This window comes from Nonomuraea sp. LP-02 (assembly GCF_036289125.1).
Classification (GTDB): Bacteria; Actinomycetota; Actinomycetes; order Streptosporangiales; family Streptosporangiaceae; genus Nonomuraea; species Nonomuraea bangladeshensis.
Map to the genome: position 1 here is coordinate 7782568 of NZ_JAXCLK010000001.1, position 16686 is coordinate 7799253.

The 16686-nt window shown below is 72.3% G+C and carries 18 protein-coding genes; 10 read left to right on the top strand and 8 right to left on the bottom strand.

What is annotated here, in order from left to right; genetic code table 11:
- Positions 1-17: 17 nt before the first annotated feature.
- The 5 genes from SMD20_RS36515 to SMD20_RS36535 form a co-directional block, all read right to left on the bottom strand.
- A complete protein-coding gene (locus SMD20_RS36515) occupies positions 18-1835 on the bottom strand; it encodes a UvrD-helicase domain-containing protein (RefSeq protein WP_329590020.1) in 1818 nt (605 codons plus the stop codon).
- 3 nt (positions 1836-1838) lie between these two features.
- Complete coding sequence (locus tag SMD20_RS36520; protein WP_329590021.1) at positions 1839-4214, bottom strand: hypothetical protein; 2376 nt, start codon at positions 4212-4214, stop codon at positions 1839-1841.
- Positions 4215-4388: 174 nt separating this feature from the next.
- The gene (locus SMD20_RS36525; RefSeq protein ID WP_329590023.1) at positions 4389-5165 is read right to left on the bottom strand and encodes a class I SAM-dependent methyltransferase; all 777 of its coding nucleotides are present in this window, start codon (positions 5163-5165) and stop codon (positions 4389-4391) included.
- Positions 5166-5267: 102 nt separating this feature from the next.
- Positions 5268-6332, bottom strand: coding sequence for an ABC transporter substrate-binding protein (locus SMD20_RS36530; RefSeq protein WP_329590025.1), 1065 nt, complete (start codon positions 6330-6332; stop codon positions 5268-5270).
- A gap of 17 nt (positions 6333-6349) precedes the next feature.
- A complete protein-coding gene (locus tag SMD20_RS36535) occupies positions 6350-6580 on the bottom strand; it encodes a putative acetyltransferase (protein WP_329590027.1) in 231 nt (76 codons plus the stop codon).
- 106 nt (positions 6581-6686) lie between these two features.
- Between SMD20_RS36535 and fdxA the strand changes: the two genes are divergently transcribed.
- The 3 genes from fdxA (at position 6687) to SMD20_RS36550 (ending at position 9000) form a co-directional block, all read left to right on the top strand.
- Positions 6687-7013 (top strand): ferredoxin, encoded by a 327-nt coding sequence (gene fdxA, locus SMD20_RS36540; protein ID WP_329590029.1) that lies wholly within the window; start codon positions 6687-6689, stop codon positions 7011-7013.
- 102 nt (positions 7014-7115) lie between these two features.
- Positions 7116-8186: a succinyldiaminopimelate transaminase gene (dapC, locus tag SMD20_RS36545; RefSeq protein WP_329590031.1), complete on the top strand. Its 1071-nt coding sequence runs from the start codon at positions 7116-7118 to the stop codon at positions 8184-8186.
- Positions 8187-8277: 91 nt separating this feature from the next.
- The gene (locus SMD20_RS36550) at positions 8278-9000 is read left to right on the top strand and encodes a DUF4178 domain-containing protein (RefSeq protein WP_329590033.1); all 723 of its coding nucleotides are present in this window, start codon (positions 8278-8280) and stop codon (positions 8998-9000) included.
- A 64-nt stretch (positions 9001-9064) separates the two neighbouring features.
- On the opposite strand, the gene SMD20_RS36555 is transcribed toward SMD20_RS36550, so the two are convergent.
- Positions 9065-9877, bottom strand: a complete 813-nt coding sequence (locus SMD20_RS36555) for a hypothetical protein (RefSeq protein ID WP_329590035.1) — start codon at positions 9875-9877, stop codon at positions 9065-9067.
- 43 nt (positions 9878-9920) lie between these two features.
- On the opposite strand from SMD20_RS36555, the gene SMD20_RS36560 reads away from it, so the two are divergent.
- From SMD20_RS36560 to SMD20_RS36585, 6 genes are all read left to right on the top strand, one after another.
- Positions 9921-10754: a 2,3,4,5-tetrahydropyridine-2,6-dicarboxylate N-succinyltransferase gene (locus SMD20_RS36560; protein WP_329590036.1), complete on the top strand. Its 834-nt coding sequence runs from the start codon at positions 9921-9923 to the stop codon at positions 10752-10754.
- Positions 10754-11809, top strand: a complete 1056-nt coding sequence (gene dapE, locus SMD20_RS36565; RefSeq protein ID WP_329590038.1) for a succinyl-diaminopimelate desuccinylase — start codon at positions 10754-10756, stop codon at positions 11807-11809. The genes SMD20_RS36560 and dapE overlap by 1 nt, the downstream gene beginning before the upstream one ends.
- A 197-nt stretch (positions 11810-12006) precedes the next feature.
- A complete protein-coding gene (locus SMD20_RS36570) occupies positions 12007-12804 on the top strand; it encodes a TIGR00730 family Rossman fold protein (RefSeq protein WP_329590039.1) in 798 nt (265 codons plus the stop codon).
- Between the two features lie 11 nt (positions 12805-12815).
- Entirely contained in the window at positions 12816-13400 is a 585-nt protein-coding gene (locus SMD20_RS36575) for a TIGR00730 family Rossman fold protein (RefSeq protein WP_329590041.1), read from the top strand.
- Between the two features lie 99 nt (positions 13401-13499).
- Positions 13500-14231 (top strand): hypothetical protein, encoded by a 732-nt coding sequence (locus SMD20_RS36580; RefSeq protein WP_329590043.1) that lies wholly within the window; start codon positions 13500-13502, stop codon positions 14229-14231.
- Positions 14228-14779 carry a DNA-3-methyladenine glycosylase I gene (locus SMD20_RS36585; protein ID WP_329590045.1) on the top strand — a complete coding sequence of 184 codons (552 nt, stop codon included), beginning with the start codon at positions 14228-14230 and terminating at the stop codon, positions 14777-14779. Before SMD20_RS36580 ends, SMD20_RS36585 begins: the two co-directional genes overlap by 4 nt.
- Before the next feature lie 6 nt (positions 14780-14785).
- Here the strand turns inward: SMD20_RS36585 and SMD20_RS36590 are convergent, their stop codons facing one another.
- Positions 14786-15562: an enoyl-CoA hydratase-related protein gene (locus SMD20_RS36590; protein WP_329590047.1), complete on the bottom strand. Its 777-nt coding sequence runs from the start codon at positions 15560-15562 to the stop codon at positions 14786-14788.
- Positions 15559-16335 carry a PaaX family transcriptional regulator gene (locus SMD20_RS36595; protein WP_329590050.1) on the bottom strand — a complete coding sequence of 259 codons (777 nt, stop codon included), beginning with the start codon at positions 16333-16335 and terminating at the stop codon, positions 15559-15561. Before SMD20_RS36595 ends, SMD20_RS36590 begins: the two co-directional genes overlap by 4 nt.
- Before the next feature lie 181 nt (positions 16336-16516).
- Here SMD20_RS36595 and SMD20_RS36600 point away from each other — a divergent pair, with 181 nt between their 5' ends.
- Positions 16517-16684 carry a DUF3117 domain-containing protein gene (locus SMD20_RS36600; RefSeq protein WP_020545024.1) on the top strand — a complete coding sequence of 56 codons (168 nt, stop codon included), beginning with the start codon at positions 16517-16519 and terminating at the stop codon, positions 16682-16684.
- The last annotated feature ends 2 nt before the right edge of the window (positions 16685-16686 follow it).

Sequence of the window (16686 nt, forward strand, 5' to 3'; positions counted from 1 at the left end):
CAGTTCAGACTATGTGATCAGAGTGGTAAAAAGGGGCTGCCTCTTCCGTAATGGGAGATATAGAGCATCGCACGGGCGCGGGTGCAGGCGACGAACAGTATGCTCCGTTCGCGCTGCAGAGCCCTCGCCCGCGCGCCGGGATCCTCGGGCGGCGGCTCGGGCACCACACCCTCCGCCACACCGACGAGCGCCACCCGCTCGAACTCCAGCCCCTTCAGGTTCCGGAAGGTCGCGGCCCGCACGTCCAGGCCCTCCAGCGCCTTCCTGGCCTGCCGCACCAGCCGCGTCGTACGCGCCCCGACCGCGATCCCGCCCGGCGGCACCCCGTCGGCCAGCCACGACTCGACCGTGGCGCGCAGGCCGGCCAGCTCCGCCTCGGCCGACTCGTACGCCCGCACGCGCGGCCGTTCGCCGTTGTGCGTGGCGCGGTAGCCGTACATGTCGGTCGCGCCCCTCGCCAGCCCCGTCGCGAGACCGCCGCCGCGCAGCCGCACCACGAACGACAACAACTCCTGCGGCAGCCGGTAGCTGGTCCTCAGCGTGTGCTGCTCGGCCGGGATCCCCATCGCGCCGAGCGTCACCCGCGTGTCGGTGACCCGCTGGTGCGGATCGCCCACGACGAACAGGTCGTCCGGCGCGTGCGGCGCGACAGCCCGCAGCAGCCGCCACTGCGCCGGGCTGACGTCCTGCGCCTCGTCCACCACCACGTGCCGGTACGGCTTGCGCCCCGGCTCCACGTCGTCCAGCAGGTCGCCGGTGGACAGCGACATCAGCCGCAGCGCCTCGTCGGTGAGCTGGGCGAGGGTCCGCGCCCCCGGTCCGACCAGCGCGGGCCGGCGGCCCTCCGCGTCGGCCACGATGCGCAGCGCCAGCCGCTCCGGGTTGTCCACCTCGATCCGTTTGCGTACGAGCTCGTCCTCGACGAGCGTGTCGAGGCGCGCGGACAGCTCCTCGGCCAGCCCCTGCGAGAACGTGACCAGCAGCACGGGACCGCTGCCGTGCGCGGCGAGGTAGGCGGCGCGGTGCAGGGCGACCACGGTCTTGCCGGTGCCCGCGCCGCCGACGACCAGCACCGGATGGTCGTAGCGGGGCGCCTTGGCCAGCCGGTGCTGCGCCGGATGCAGGAACGTGCACCACTCCGGCGCGCCCAGCACCCGGTCCAGTGCCACCTTGTCCGCCGCGAACGCGGCCTGGTCGGGAGTGCGGAGCAGGGCCGCGTAGAGATCGTCGGGATCGATCGGCCCCGGGTCGTCGGCGGCCCGCCAGGAGTCCAGCTCGCGCCACGCCTCCGCCAGCGAGCCGCCCCTGGCCAGCACCGCGAGCGGCAGGTGCTGGGTGGGCGGCAGCAGCGGTTCGAGCGCGGCCACGTCGGCCTCGGTCGTGATCAGGCGGAACAGCGGCAGGGCGTGCACGTCCAGGCCGAGCGAGAGCAGGTCGCCGTCGCACACCGGCGCGAACAGCCCGGACGAGCGCGCCGAGCGGCGTAAGGCGGGCTCGACACGTTCCAGGGTCTCGGCGTCCCACTCCTCGACCACCCCGAGCACGGGGTTGACGCTGTAGCGGTGGCGGCGGGCGTACGACCAGGCCTCGGCGTCCGGCAGCACCGTCCGCAGCCAGTAGACGTCCCTGCGGCGCACCACCACCCCCCGGTGCCCGTCGGCCAGCCGGAGCGTGGCGACCCGCGGGTCCCTGGCGCCCCGCACCCGTTCGGGATGCGGAGCGCCGGCCACGTTGAGCAGAAGGCGGCGCAGCGCGACCACGGCGTCCCTGCGCACCGGCTGGGCCAGTGCGCTGAGCTCCCTGGGAAACTCAGGGCCGATCGCGAGCCGCGGCACGGCTCAGTCCAGCAGGGCGAGCAGGTCGCGGTCCCCGCGCTCGCGGAGCCTGGTGAGCAGGTCCGGCAGGCTGACCGGGCCCGTCATGCCGATCCTCGTCGCGATCACCCGCGCCGCCTGGTCACGCGTGCCGCCCGGAGCGGTGTAGCCGACCAGGCGCAGCGCCTTGGTGATCTTCTCGGCGCCCTGCGCGGCCGCCGGCAGGTGCCGGGCCCGCAGCACGCCCTCGTCCGACAGCGTGAGGAACAGGTGCCCGCCCTCGCGTGCGCCCACGTCGCCGAGCAGGTGCTCGATGGACTCCAGCACCGGGCGGCCGTGCCAGGTCATGGTCAGCTCGCCCGCGGCGCTCCTGACCGTCCTCGACTCGCCCGGCGACAGCCCCAGGTAGGCCGCGAAGCCCGTCGGCAGCGCGCACTCGCCGCCCGCCATCTGCTCGGCGGTGACGTCCACGCGCAGCCACCAGCGGCCGTCCGGCTGGCGGAAGCAGCGCCTGGTCTGCGAGACGTCCTTGAGCGGCTGGTACGGCTTCTGCTCACCCGAGCCGCCGTTCTGCTCGTGGCCCGCCACCGGCTTGAACGCCTGGAACTGCGGCGGCCCCGGAGGCGGCGACGGCGGCAGCGGCACCGGCCCGAACGCCGACTGCGGCGGCATGTCCATCGGCGGCTGCCGCGGCGCGTCGAAGTGCAGCACCGGGTCGAGCCTGGGGGACGGAGGCGGCGGAGGGGGCGGCAGCTCGACCGGGGGCGGTGGGGCCACCCCGGCGGCCGGCCCAGGGGCCTGCACTGTCAGCACCGCCTGCTTGCCGGGCAGGGTCGCCAGCACGAACTGCCAGGCGGGGACCTCCAGAGCGCGGATCTCGACCTTGTGCCAGTCGGCCGCGCCGATCACCCGCTCCTTGGGAGCCTCCGGGCCGAGCGTGCTGCGCAGCTCGTCCAGATGCGCCCGGTACGGAGCGGCCTCGTCGCTGTCCAGCCACTCGCCGAGGCGGACGCGGAACTCCTTCTCCGTGGCCGTGATCTCGGACGGGGGGACGGCGAACAGCTTGGCGAGCTGGTCCACCGCCGACGGCTCGTCGGTGAAGACCCGGTTCTGGGCCACGGCCCAGCTCTTGTCGTCCAGGCCGGCGAAGGCGGCCTCGATGAGCTCGGGCAGCTCCCTTCTCTCCTGGTCGCCTTCCTGGCTCTCCACCTCGTCGTCCTCGGTGGGCGCGCCGGACGCGGGGCCCTCCGCCTCCAGGGCCTCGGCCTCCGCGGCGGCCGGCTCAGGAGCGGGCTCCTCGACGGAGTCGGGCGTGGGCTCGGGACCGTCACCCGCGTCTTCCGCGGGCTCGGCGTCCGCGTCCAGCACCGGCCGCTCGTCCTCCTCCTTCAGAGGGACGGCGGCGAAGGCGTGCGCCGGAGCGTCGTTCTCCTCGCCGGCACGCGAGGCGGCGAAGGCGGGAAGCTCTTCCAAGGCGGCGAAAGCGTGCGCGGCCCGCTCGTTCGGCGCGGAGCCGGATGCGACGTCCCCGGAGGCTTCGTGCTCCTCGGAGCGGGAGGCCTCGCCCTCCTCGGCGGACCCGTGCGCCCGGAGCTCGGCATCGTCGGCCGCCTGCGCGCCCTCGGCGGGGGTGGCGTCCTCTGACGCCTCCTCCCCGTCGGCGTCCCCGGGCTCCGCCTCCCCGGCGGGGGCCGCCACGTCCTGCGCGTCCTCGACGTCCGCCACTGGCGCAACGTCCTCCGGCCGTGGGGCCTCCTCGGCGTGAGCCGCCGCGTCCGCCGCGTCCTCGGTCTCCGCCACGGGCGTGGCGTCCTGCGCAGCCACGGCGTCCGCCGCCTCCGCCTCAGCCGCCTCCGTGCCGGCCGGTTCCGGGGCCTCGGGAGTCTCGGGGACTGCCGGGGCTTCGGGGGCCGGAAGGCGCAGGTCGTCCTGGGCGGGCTCCGGGTCCGCGGGGGCGGGGACCGCGAGGAGCGGCAGCGGCTCGTCCGCCGTGGCCGGCGCGGCCTCGCTCCGGGGAGCGGGCACCGCGGGGGCGGACCCCGCGCCGGCCGCGCCCACGTACGGCTGCGCCAGCCGCGTGAACACCGCCGCGAACAACGTGCTCAGCACCGGCCGCGCCCTGATGAACGGCTGGTCGGCCAGCTCCCGCCCGGTCAGCGCGAGCAGCCCCGTCCACGATCCGGCACGGTCCAGCGCGATGGCGACCGGCGGCTCGTCGGCCTCCTCGGGGTCGAGGACGTGCAGCGCGGGCAGCACGTCGCCCACCGCCGCCGCCGGCCAGTGCTCAAGGGCGATCTCCGTGAGCAGCTCGGCCAGGGCCTCGGGGCCGATCGCGGCGAGGACGTGCGGCACGGGCAGAGTGCGCCACCACGCATCCGGCAGATCCGGCTGCCCGGTCAACAGCGTGATCGTCGACGCGTCGCTCCACCTCAACGGTGGAACGAGGTCGCTCAGGCAGAAATTCATCCCGTTCCGTTCACCCCTCACGCCGCCGCGGCGGTGCAGCCGTCATCTCGCCGCCCACGGAACAGACCATAGTCCGGCAAATTAGCCCTACGCATCATGCACTACGCATCAGCGCCGTACGGCGGCGAAGCGTAGACGCACGTAGTCGGCCATCCAGCCAGTCTCCCTGCGAAGCGCGGGCGCCGCCAGTTCGTTGACGCGATGAAGCAGGGGCTCCACGATCTCCGGGGGCAGCCCGGCGAGGGCCGACGAGGCGAACATCCGCACCCAGTCGGCGGCTCCGCCAGGGCATTCGTCGAGCGGGGTCGGCCGGTCGAAGTATTCCAGCAACCGGACGACGAAACCCTCTTTCTCCAGACGGCGGGCGTACTCCGCGGGCGTGGGAAAATACCACGGCAGCTCGGGCTCGCGCAGGCCGTACTCGCGCCAGGCGGTCAGCATCGCGGCGGTCAGCTCGGCGCAGTTGCCGGCCCCGCCCATCTCGGCGACGAAGCGCCCGCCGGGCGTCAGCGCCTCGCGCACGTTGGCGATCACCATGTCGGGGTCGCGGCTCATCCAGTGCAGCGCCGCGTTGGAGAAGACCGCGTCGTACGGGTTCACCACGGAGAAGTCGTGCCCGTCGCCGGCGATGAAGTTGATCCCCGGGTACTGCGCCAGCGCCTTCTCGATCATCGCGGCCGAGCCGTCGATGCCGAGGACCTCGGCGCCGCGGAAGGCGATCTGCGCGGTGAGCACGCCGGTGCCGCAGCCGAGGTCGAGCACCCGCTCGCCGGGCCGCGGATCCAGCAGGTCGACCAGTGGCGCGCCCTGGGTGGAGACGTAGCCGAAGCTGCTGTCGTAGGCGCGACTGTTCCACCGCTCCAAACTCGGTGTGTCGTATCGCAAGACGATCAGCTCACTTTTCCTCAGACATCGGGCCCCCGTGGCCGTGCTGTCTGTTCACTTTAGAGCCTGATCGTCCCTACGACATATCAAGTCACTACTGACTCATCCCACACTCTTGGCCCATTCCTTACGCAGGTACGCCTTCCCGGCATCCTCCTGCGGGATCGTGAGCAGGATCGGCGGGCCGGGCGCCTTGGGCAGCTTGGCGGCCTGCTCGGCGTCCAGCGTGCCCTTCATGGCCATGGCCTCGCCGCGGGACGGACGGGCCCAGCCCTTCTGCAGCAGGTTCTGGCCCTCGTCGGAGAACAGGAACTCCTGCCACAGCCGGGCGGCGGCCGGATGCGGGGCGGCCTTGTTGATCGCCTGCACGTGGTAGTCGCCGAGCGCCGCGTCCCTCGGAATGACGACCTTCCAGCGGTCGGAGTGCGCGGCGCCGCGGGCGGCGTTGAGGTGGTCCCAGGCCACGATGGTGTTGGCCTTGGTCAGGTCGGTGAGCCGCCCGGCCTGCTTGAGCCTGGCGAACAGGGCCACGCCCTGGTCGGGCCGCGGCACGCCGCCGCGCATGGAGGCCGCCATCACGCCTCCGAAGGCGGCGGCGGAGCGGAGCGGGTCGCCGTCGAGCGCCACCTGGTAGCCGGGGTTGAGCAGGTCGGCGAAACTGGCCGGGGCCTTGACGGCGCGCGGGTCGTAGCCGATGGACATGTAGCCGCCGTAGGCGGCGTACCAGGCGCCGGACGGGTCCTTGACGCGGTCGGGGACGTCCAGCCAGCCCTGCACCTTGTACGGCGCGAACCTGGCCGCCTCCTTGACCGCGACGTCCAGCGTGAGATCGAACACGTCGGGCTTGAGCTGGGCGGCGGCGTCGATCTGCCGGCTGCTGCTGGCGTTCGGCTCCAGCTCGTTGACCTTGATGCCGTACTTGTCGGCGAAGGCGTCGATGACCTCGCCGTAGTTGACCCATTCGCGTGGCAGCGCGATGACGTTGAGCTGCCCCTCGCGCTTGGCCGCCTCGACCAGGCGGTCCATGGTGGAGAAGCCCGCCTTGAGCGAGCCCGCCTGCACGTTCACCGGCGGCAGGTTCTTGGCCGGAGCGGTCTCTGTGGACGACGCGCCGCATCCGGCGCTGGCGAGGATTGCGGCGGCGGCGGCGCAGGTACGTACGGTCACATGACGAATACTGACCGCTACCGCGCCGCAGGTCGAGGAGGCGCGGCGGGAACGACCCTGGCCGCGACCAGCGTCTCCTCGGAGATCTCCACCAGCGTGCCGTCTTTTTTACGTACGCGCAGAACCCCGTGCTCCCAGGACTCCAGGACGCCGACCGCGTCCCGGAACCCGCCAGGAACCCTGCGGCGCGTGGTGATCCGGGCCCCTATGTCCTGAGTTGTGATCGCGATGACGAGGCGTGCGGGCACGAGTTTGCCACCCTCCGTTTCGGCCAGCTGGCAAGCACGGCAATACTAGGGCGTAGCAAACCGCGGTCAGAAGTCATGCCATGGTGCGGAGAAGAAGGAGCTCGAGGTGACCTACGTCATCGCGCAGCCTTGCGTGGACGTCCTGGACAAGGCGTGCATCGAGGAGTGCCCCGTCGATTGCATCTACGAGGGCGAGCGCATGCTTTACATCCACCCCGACGAGTGCGTGGACTGCGGCGCGTGTGAGCCTGTATGCCCCGTCGAGGCCATTTTCTATGAGGACGACCTTCCCGAGCAGTGGAAGGACTTCTACAAGGCCAACGTCGACTTCTTCGAGGAGCTCGGCTCGCCGGGCGGCGCCTCGAAGGTCGGCAAGATCGACAGGGACCACCCGGTGGTGGCGGCGCTGCCGCCGCAGGGCGAGGATCACTGAGCGGTCCCACGTCGGGGACGGGGGCATCCACGCCTGGATGCGCCCCGTCCGCGTGGCGTGCCCGCGCACGCGCCGTACGGCAGAGCGACACCCTGGAGCACCGTGAACAACCTGCCTGACTTTCCCTGGGACCGGCTGGAGCCGTACAAAGAGCGCGCGCTCGCTCATCCCGAGGGCATCGTCGACCTCTCGGTCGGCACGCCGGTCGATCCCGTGCCCGAGATCGTCCGGCAGGCGCTGGCCAGGGCCGCCGACAGCCCGGGCTATCCCTTCACGCACGGCACCAAGGCGCTGCGCGAGGCGGCGGCCGGCTGGCTGCGCCGCCGCCACGGCGTCGAGGTCGGCCAGCATGACGTGCTGCCGCTGATCGGCTCCAAGGAGTTCGTCGCCTGGCTGCCCACCTATCTGGGCGCGCGCCGGGTGGTCTTCCCCGAGCTGGCCTATCCCACCTACGACGTGGGCGCGCGGCTCGCGGGGGCGCAGGGCACGGCCTCCGACAGCACGCTGGCGCTCGGTCCCGAGCGCGTCGACCTCGTCTGGGTCAACTCGCCCGGCAACCCGACGGGCCGGGTGCTGCCCGCCGAGCACCTGCGCAAGGTGGTGGCCTGGGCGCGCGAGCGCGGCGCGGTGGTCGCCTCCGACGAGTGCTACATCGAGCTCGGCTGGGAGGAGGAGCCGATCTCCATCCTCCACCCCGACATCTGCGGCGGCTCCCACGAGGGGCTGCTCGCCGTCCACTCGCTCTCCAAGCGCTCCAACCTGGCGGGCTATCGCGCCGGGTTCGTGACCGGCGACCCCGCCCTGGTCAAGCGGCTGCTGGAGATCCGCAAGCACGCCGGCATGCTCATGCCCGCCCCGGTGCAGGCCGCGATGACGGCCGCGCTGCAGGACGACGCCCACGCCGACGCCCAGCGCGAGCGCTACGCCGCCCGCCGCGCCCTGCTCCGCCCCGCCCTGGAGAAGGCCGGCTGGCAGATCGACCATTCGACCGCAGGGCTGTACTTCTGGGCATCCAACGGGCAGAACGCCTGGGACCAGGTAAGAAAGCTTTCCGAAATCGGGATTTTGGTCGCGCCGGGCGAGTTCTACGGATCGGCAGGTGAGCGGCACATCCGCATCGCCGTCACCGCGACCGACGAACGCATCAGTGCGGCGGTGCGCCGCCTCCAGTAGGATCGCGCGTCAGAGCAAACCGTGAGGTTTGGCACGCATAAATTGATAAGGGCTTATGCCGAGGCAGACCGCGAGTGGAGCGAGCTGATCGATGAGCATGACCTCCATGGTCGTTCTCGGGCTGAGCATCGCCCTCGTCCTGCTCCTGCTCGGAGCCTTCTTGGCGACGTTGCGGCAAGACAGGAGAGGCCGCGCGGGCACGCCGCCGCCGGCGGCCGGGGCCGCGCCCGCGGAGAGCCCGATGCCGGCACCGACGAGCGGGCCCGTGAGCGCGCCCGTCGCCGCGCCCACCGTGGTGCCCCCGCAGCTGCCCCCGAGCGTGCCCGGCCAGGTCGGCGCCGACTACACCGACCCCCGCACCCTCCGGGTGGGCGACCGGATCGAGGTGCAGGGCTCGACCGCGCGGGTGCTCGGCGCCATGCACATCTCCTGCCAGGGCCAGGAGTGGACCGAGTTCCTGCTGCGCGACAGCGCGCGGCGCCATCAGTGGCTGTCGGTCGAGGTGCGGGCCGGCGACCCGCCGCACCTGGTGGTGCTGCTCTGGACCGAGGTGCCCACCCAGGGCATGGTCCCCGCCAAGCACATGCTCATCATGGAGGGCGTGGAGTTCTTCCCCGTCGAGCGGGGCACGGCCGCCTTCCGCAGCGAGGGCGACACGAACAACCCCGACCGGGGCCTGCTCGACTTCGCCGACTACCGCGCGGGCGACGGCCGGCTGCTCTCCTTCGAGCGCATCCAGGGCCACTCCTGGACCGCCAGCTACGCCCAGCCCCTGCCGCCCGGCTCCATCTCCATCATCCGCCGCGCCTCCTGACGCGCGTTGCGGCAGAGCCCGCAATGCGGCACGGATTGCGGGCAATCATCGCCGTGGGACGGGTTCAGGACAGCTCGACCCGGGCGGTGCCCGACCCGTCGCCGGTGCGCCATCCCGTGGCCTCCAGGTCGTTCGACCAGGACGCGCCCGCGTAGCGCACCCGGCTCAGGCCGTACTTCTCGGCGTGCGCCACCGACCAGGCGGCCACCAGCCACCCCCGCTTGCGCGAGGTGATCGTCGTGCTGCCGAGGGCGCGGGCGAGCTGCTTGCGCGCCTCCTCCGTACGCGGCGCCGGGGCCGGCGTCCGGCCACCCGACGGATACCAGCAGTGCACCGACTCCGGCACGCGCCCGGTGAACGCCGCCGCCAGGACCTTGGCCTGCTCCTCGTGGGGCGCGTAGGCGTAGCCGCCCGCCGAGCGCTGCACCTCCTGCGCCGCCTCCGCCAGCGGGATCTTCCGGTAGTTCTTCACCTTGACCAGCGCGGCGAAGAAGCGGTTGGTGGCGTAGACGGGGTCCATGATCTGCTTCTTCGTGCCCCACCCCTGCGACTCGCGCTGCTGGAACACGCCCACGGAGTCGCGGTCGCCGTAGTCGAGGTTGTAGAGCTTCGACTCCTGGATCGCGGTGGCGTAGGCGATGACCACGGCCCGCTCCGGCAGCTTCCTGCGCGCCGCGACGGCCGCGATCGTGGCGGCGATCTGCGCCTGCTCGGGATCGAGGGTGAGGTTGGACCCCAGGGCGCTCACGGTGCAGTGGGCCTCGGGCTCGGCCAGGCGCGGTGTCTTCTTCAGCAGGTGGTAGAGCCCCACGGAGATGCCGACGGCGAGGACGATCACGATGATCACGATGGTGATGACCCCACGGGAGAACCGCATGCGCACCCTGAAGAACCTACCCGTACGGATAAGCTCCGTGCCCATGAGTGACGCGAGCACCTCCTCACCGATAGCGCCGGTCATCGACGAGCTTTGGGAGCGTCGCGCGGAGCTGTCACCGCAGGACGACGAGGCCCGCCACCTGGTGATCGGCGCGGTGGACCTGCTCGACGCCGGGGTCGCCCGCACCGCCCGGCTGGTGGACGGCGAGCTGGAGGTCGACGAGCGGGCGAGGAGGGCGATCCTGCTCGCCTTCAAGCTGCTCGGCATGGCCCGCTCACAGGTGGGCGACTTCCACCACCAGGACCGCGTCCCGCTGAAGAACTCCTTCGAGGGCGTGCGCGTGGTGCCCGGCGCGATCGCCCGCTGGGGGTCCTACCTGGCCCCCGGGGTGGTGCTGATGCCGTCGTTCACCAACATCGGCGCGTACGTGGACGAGAACACGATGGTCGACACCTGGGCCACCGTCGGCTCCTGCGCCCAGATCGGCAAGAACGTGCACCTGTCCGGCGGGGTGGGCGTCGGCGGCGTGCTGGAGCCGCCCAACGCGGTGCCGGTCGTGGTCGAGGACGACGCGCTCGTCGGCAGCCGGGCGATGCTCGTCGAGGGCGCCAGGGTCGGCAGGGGCGCGGTGGTGGGCGCCGGGGTGATCCTGTCCGCCTCGATCCCCGTGATAGACGTGGAGACCGGCGAGGAGCTGGCCCGGGGCCGGATCCCCGACTGGTGCGTGGCCGTGAGCGGCACGCGGCAGCGGGAGTTCCCCGGAGGCACGTTCGGGCTGCCGTGCGTGCTGGTGATCAAGCGGCTGGAGCCGGGGCAGCGGCACGACAAGGCGGCGCTCAACGAGGTGCTGCGGGAACACGGGGTGAACACCTGATGCTGGACCTGACCCAGGACGTACGCGCGCTCACCGCCGCGATCGTGGACATCGAGTCCGTGAGCGGCGCCGAGCGCGCCCTGGCCGACGCCGTCGAGCGGGCGCTGGCCGCGCTGCCGTACCTGAAGGTGGAGCGTTCCGGCGAGACCGTCGTCGCCCGCACCGAGCTCGGCCGCGCCGAGCGCGTGCTGATCGCCGGCCACCTCGACACCGTCCCGGTCGCGGGCAACCTGCCGAGCCGGGTCGAGGGCGACCTGCTGTACGGGTGCGGCACCTCCGACATGAAGGCCGGCGTGGCGGTCGCGCTCCGGCTGGCCGCCACCGTGCCCGCCCCCAACAGGGACGTCACCTACGTCTTCTACGACTGCGAGGAGATCGAGGCCGAGCGCAACGGCCTCACCCGGGTCGCGAGGGAGCACCCCGACTGGCTGCTCGCCGACTTCGCGGTGCTGATGGAGCCGACCGACGGCGTGATCGAGGGCGGCTGCCAGGGCACGCTGCGCGCCGAGGTCGCGGTGACCGGCAAGCGCGCCCACAGCGCCCGCTCGTGGTTCGGGGTCAACGCCATCCACGGGATCGAGCCGGTGCTCGCCAGGCTCAACGCCTACGAGGCGCGCCGGCCGGTGGTCGACGGGCTGGAGTACCACGAAGGGCTCAACGCGGTCGGCGTCACCGGCGGCGTGGCCGGCAACGTCATCCCCGACCGTTGCGTGGTCACCGTCAACTACCGCTTCGCGCCCGACCTGACCGTCGGGCAGGCCGAGGAGCACGTACGCGAGGTGTTCGACGGCTTCGAGGTGACCTTCACCGACGCGGCGCCGGCGGCCCGGCCGGGGCTGACGCATCCGGTGGCGGCGGCGTTCGCCGCGGCCGTGGGCGGCACGCCGCGGGCCAAGCTGGGCTGGACGGACGTCGCCCGCTTCTCCGCGCTCGGCGTCCCCGCCGTGAACTACGGTCCCGGCGATCCCAACCTGGCGCACCAGCAGGGAGAGTACGTGTCACTGCCGAAGATCGTGGAGGGCGAGCGCGCGATGCGGGACTGGCTCGCAAAATGAAAGTGGCCTTCCTCGCCGGCCATTTGGCGGGGAAGACCACTTTCAGTCCCGAGCAGCACCCTCGCCAGTTAGACGCGAGGAAGCCGAAAACCGGTTCCCCGCCTCCAAAGTTTTTTTCGATTCCCGTAACCACCCCGCCACCTGGGCTTTCGCCGTCAGGCCGCGAACCGCGCGGGAGAAGGGCTAGCGTGATCCGCATGGAACAGAACCGCCGGGAGCGCCGTCAGGGCCAGGCCGTCGTCCGAGGCAGCCTGGTGCCCAGCTCCACCCATGACCAGCGGCTGCTGGCCCGCCAGGGCTCCTCCGACTGGGTGCACATGGACCCGTGGCGGGTCATGCGCATCCAGGCCGAGTTCGTGGAGGGCTTCGGCCAGCTCGCCGAGCTGCCGCCCGCCGTCACCGTGTTCGGCTCGGCCCGCACGCCCGGCGACTCCGCCGACTACGGCACGGGACGGGCGCTCGGCCGGGCGCTGGCCGAGGCCGGCTACGCCGTCATCACCGGCGGCGGGCCCGGCGTGATGGAGGCGGCCAACCGCGGGGCGCGCGACGTGGAGGGCGCGATCTCGGTCGGGCTCGGCATCGAGCTGCCGTTCGAGCAGCGCATGAACGACTTCGTGGACCTCGGCATCGAGTTCCGCTACTTCTTCGTGCGCAAGACCATGTTCGTGAAGTACTCCTGCGGCTTCATCGCCCTGCCCGGCGGCTTCGGCACCCTGGACGAGCTGTTCGAGGCGCTGACGCTGGTGCAGACGCACAAGGTCACCTCGTTCCCCGTCGTGCTGGTGGGCAGCGACTTCTGGGGCGGCCTGCTCGACTGGGTCAAGAGCAGCCTGCTCGGCACCGGCAAGATCGCCTCGCACGACCTCGACCTCATCACCGTCACCGACGACGTCGACGAGGCCGTACGCATCATCGTGGAGTCCGACCGGGCCCGCAGCAAGCAGCGTCAGGAGGAGATCGAGGCCGCCGCCGGCCACCACGCCGAGCCGCAATAGGCTTCCCCGACGTGAACATCTGCGTCTTCTGCGCCTCCAGCCTGCACATCGACCGGAAATACCTCGACCTGGCCGCCCGCGTCGGCGCCGAGCTCGGCCGGCGCGGCCACACGCTCGTCAGCGGCGGCGGATCGATCTCCTGCATGGGGGCCGTCACCTCGGCGACCCGCGCGGCGGGCGGGCGCACGGTCGGCGTGATCCCCCAGGTGCTGGTCGACATGGAGGTGGCCGACGAGGAGTCGCACGAGCTGATCGTCACCGGCGACATGCGCGAGCGCAAGGGCGTCATGGACGCCCGCTCCGACGCGTTCCTGGTGCTGCCCGGCGGCATCGGCACGCTGGAGGAGCTGTTCGAGATCTGGACCGCGCGGGTGCTGGGCATGCACGACAAGCCCCTGGTGGTGCTCGACCCCTGGGGCCTGTACGAACCGCTCAAGCGGCTCATGCACCACCTCTACGACGAGGGCTTCACCCGGCCCGAGGTGTTCGACGCGATCTCGTGGACCACGACCGTCGAGGAGGCGTTCGCCCGGCTGGAGGCCCGTCCCCAGCCGGTCCGGCCGAGCGTCGCCGAGCTGGGCGAGGCCACCCCCTGATCGGGGCCGGCCCCGCTGACCAGGACGGTCGTGCCCGAAGCGGCACCTGCCGCGGCAAGTGCGGACCTCATGCCCCGATGGTATGAGTACGATGCCAATGTGCTGGTCATACTCGCCATCGCCGCCATCGCCATTCTGGCCTGCGTGGTCGTGGTCTCCCTCGGCCGGGGCGGTGAGCTGACCGAGTTCCCGCCGGACGTGCCGCCGCTTGGCCTGCCCGAGCCGGGACAGCTCACGGCGGTCGACTTCATGGCGCTCCAACTGCCGGTCAACCTGGTCGGCTACCACACGGCGAGCGTCGATGAGGCCCTGCGCCGGGCGGCCACCGCGCTCAGCGAGCGCGACACCAGGATCGCCGTGCTGGAGCAGCGCGTCTCCGAGCTGCTGTCCAGCCGGCTGTACGCGCGCCAGGAGGTCTACGCCTCGCCGGGCGCCGGGCTGCGGACCGAGCACGAGCCCGAGGCGCCGGCCGTCGACAGGGAGCTGCCGGAGTCCGGCGATCCCGTCACGTCGAGCGGCGCGTCGGTGTCGTGGGACGGCGGGGCCGAGCTGAAGCACCTGCCCGAGGAGCCCGAGTGGCGGCTGCCCGCCGACGCCACGGACCAGTCCGCCGGCGAGCCCGCCGAGAACGAGCCGGAGAACGTCGAGCCGGAGCAGGACCAGCCGGAGCAGAACCAGGCGGATCAGGACCAGGCGGAGAAGGACGAGCCGGAGCAGGACGCGCCGGAGAAAGAAGACGCGGAAGGCTCGGAGAAGGACGGCGTGGAGAAGGACGGGGAGCCGGCGCGCGCCGCGCGGGCCAAGGACGCCGACGGGGACGACCGGACGTGACCGAGCTGATCCGCTGCACCTGGGCCGGCATGTCCGACCCGATGTACCTCGCCTACCACGACGAGGAGTGGGGCCGCCCGGTGCGGGGCGACGACGCGGTGTTCGAGCGCGTCGCGCTGGAGGCGTTCCAGTCCGGCCTGTCCTGGCTGACCATCCTGCGCAAGCGCGAGAACTTCCGCGCCGCCTTCGACGGCTTCTCCATCCCGAAGGTCGCCGCCTACACCGAGCGCGACGTCGAACGGCTGCTCGGCGACGCCGGCATCGTCCGCAACCGCGCCAAGATCGAGGCGGCGATCAGCAACGCCAGAGCCGCCCAGGACCTCCCCGTCGGCCTGTCGGAGCTGGTGTGGCGGCACGCCGACCCGGACTCGCCGGTGCCGAAGACGATGGCCGACGTCCCCGCCGTCACCCCCGGCTCCAAGGCGCTGGCCAAGGAGCTGAAGCGGCACGGCTTCACGTTCGTCGGCCCCACCACGGCCTACGCGCTCATGCAGGCGATCGGCCTGGTCAACGACCATCTCGCGGACTGCGTGGCGCGCACCCGCTGAGCCGCGTCACTCGCCGGTGAAGGCCGGGCGCTGCTTGGCGAGGAAGGCCCGGGTCGCCTCGCGGTGGTCGCGGGTGGCCGCGCACTCGTCCTGCAGGTCGGCCTCCAGGGCGAGCGCGTCGGGCAGCGCGTGCGTGGCGGCGTGGGCGAGGGCCCGCTTGGTGGCCGCGTACGCCACCGTCGGCCCCTGCGCCAATCGCGCGGCCAGCTCGTACGCGGTCTTCAGCACGTCGTCGGCGGGCACCACCCGCGTGACCAGCCCCAGCTCCAGGGCGCGGGCGGCGTCCAGCGGCTCGCCGAGCAGCATCAGCTCGGCGGCCCGGCCGAGCCCGACCAGGCGTTGGAGCGTCCACGACGCGCCGGAGTCGGGGGCGAGGCCGATGCCCGTGAAGGCGAGCGCGAACTTCGCCTTCTCCGAGGCCACCCGCAGGTCGCAGGCGAAGGCGAGCGACGCCCCCGCGCCCGCCGCGACCCCGTTGACGGCGGCCACCACCGGTTTCGGCATGGTGGTCAGCAGCTCGACGACGGGGTTGTAGTGGCGGCGTACGGTGTCGTCGAGGCCGCGTCCCGCCTCCAGGTTGTCGGCGTGCTCGCGCAGGTCCTGGCCCGCGCAGAAGGCCCGGCCCGCGCCGGTCAGCAGCACGGCGCGGATCGCGCGGTCGTCCGCGGCCCGCCGCAGCGCGTCGAGCAGCGCCACTTTGAGCTCGGTGGTGAGCGAGTTCATCGCGTCGGGGCGGTCGAGGGTGATGGTGGCGACGGCGTCGGACACGTCGTATCGGATCAAGGCAACTCCCTGTCGACGAACGCGGTGGCTGCGGGCAGCAGCCTGGCGGCCTCCTGCTCGAAGTAGGCCCTGGCCTTCTCACCGGGCCAGCCGGCCGGCAGCAGCTCGCCCGGCAGGCCGGGGTCGCGGAACAGGAAGTTCCGCCAGCCGTGGACGAGCCTGCTGCGGGTGGCGAAGACCTGGTCGTCCGGGGCCGACCCGGGCAGCGTGCTGATCAGCGTGACAGCCTCGGCGAGCCATTGCTCGTACGCCTCGCCGATGGCGTTCAGATCCCAGGCCCGCGCCACCAGCTCGCGCGGGTCGCCGTCGAGCGCGGCCTCGAACCGGTCGGCCCGCACGCCTTCGCCCTCCAGCAGGGCGTCCAGCTCGGGGGAGTGGCGTGGACCGATCCAGGTCGTCTCCGACAGCGCGGCGTAGCCGAGGAAGGTGAGGTCGGCCCGCAGCCGCTCCCTGCGCGGGCGTTCCCTGACCGGTTCGAGGACGACGACATGCCAGCGGCCCGGCCAGGGAGGAGCCCCGGCTCGGTAAATTCTCAGGGCCGCCTCATCGAGCCGGCGCACGCACTTGGGCGTCAGGCCGTAGCCGGGCCCCTGCGGCAGCCGGACCGGCCGCAGCCAGCCCTGGCGCACCATCCTGGAGACCGCCGTGCGGACGGCCGGAGCCGCGATTTCCAGGGGTTTCATGAGCCGTACGAGCGCGGCGACGGACGCCTCTCCGCCTCGCCGGCGCAGGTGGTCCCCGTAGAGATCGAACAGAGCGGCGCGAGCGTGCACGCAGTCCAGTTTGGCCGTCTTCGCACGCCCGGACAACGCATTCTGGGAGGAGATCGTTACCCATGAGCGCTCTCGATGCGGGAGAATAGGACATCACAGAAGACGTGAATGCGCCGAGCTCCCCTCCTGGGAGGTCGGAAGTCGCGGGCCGCGGGAGCCCAAGGCAGGAAGGGATGCACGCATGGCGGCGATGAAGCCGCGGACCGGCGATGGTCCGCTCGAGGTCACCAAGGAAGGGCGCGGCATAGTCATGCGGGTCCCTCTCGAAGGTGGCGGCCGGCTCGTCGTGGAGATCTCCGCCGACGAGGCCAAGGCCCTCGGTGAGGCGTTGAAGAACGTCGTCGGCTGAGC

Bases quoted from the DNA above. Each gene is read 5' to 3' on its own strand.
- SMD20_RS36550 (WP_329590033.1), top strand. From the start codon at position 8,278: ATGAGCATGACCTCCATGGTCGTTCTCGGGCTGAGCATCGCCCTCGTC.
- SMD20_RS36555 (WP_329590035.1), bottom strand. From the start codon at position 9,877: ATGCGGTTCTCCCGTGGGGTCATCACCATCGTGATCATCGTGATCGTC.
- SMD20_RS36560 (WP_329590036.1), top strand. From the start codon at position 9,921: ATGAGTGACGCGAGCACCTCCTCACCGATAGCGCCGGTCATCGACGAG.
- dapE (WP_329590038.1), top strand. From the start codon at position 10,754: ATGCTGGACCTGACCCAGGACGTACGCGCGCTCACCGCCGCGATCGTG.
- SMD20_RS36570 (WP_329590039.1), top strand. From the start codon at position 12,007: ATGGAACAGAACCGCCGGGAGCGCCGTCAGGGCCAGGCCGTCGTCCGA.
- SMD20_RS36600 (WP_020545024.1), top strand. From the start codon at position 16,517: ATGGCGGCGATGAAGCCGCGGACCGGCGATGGTCCGCTCGAGGTCACC.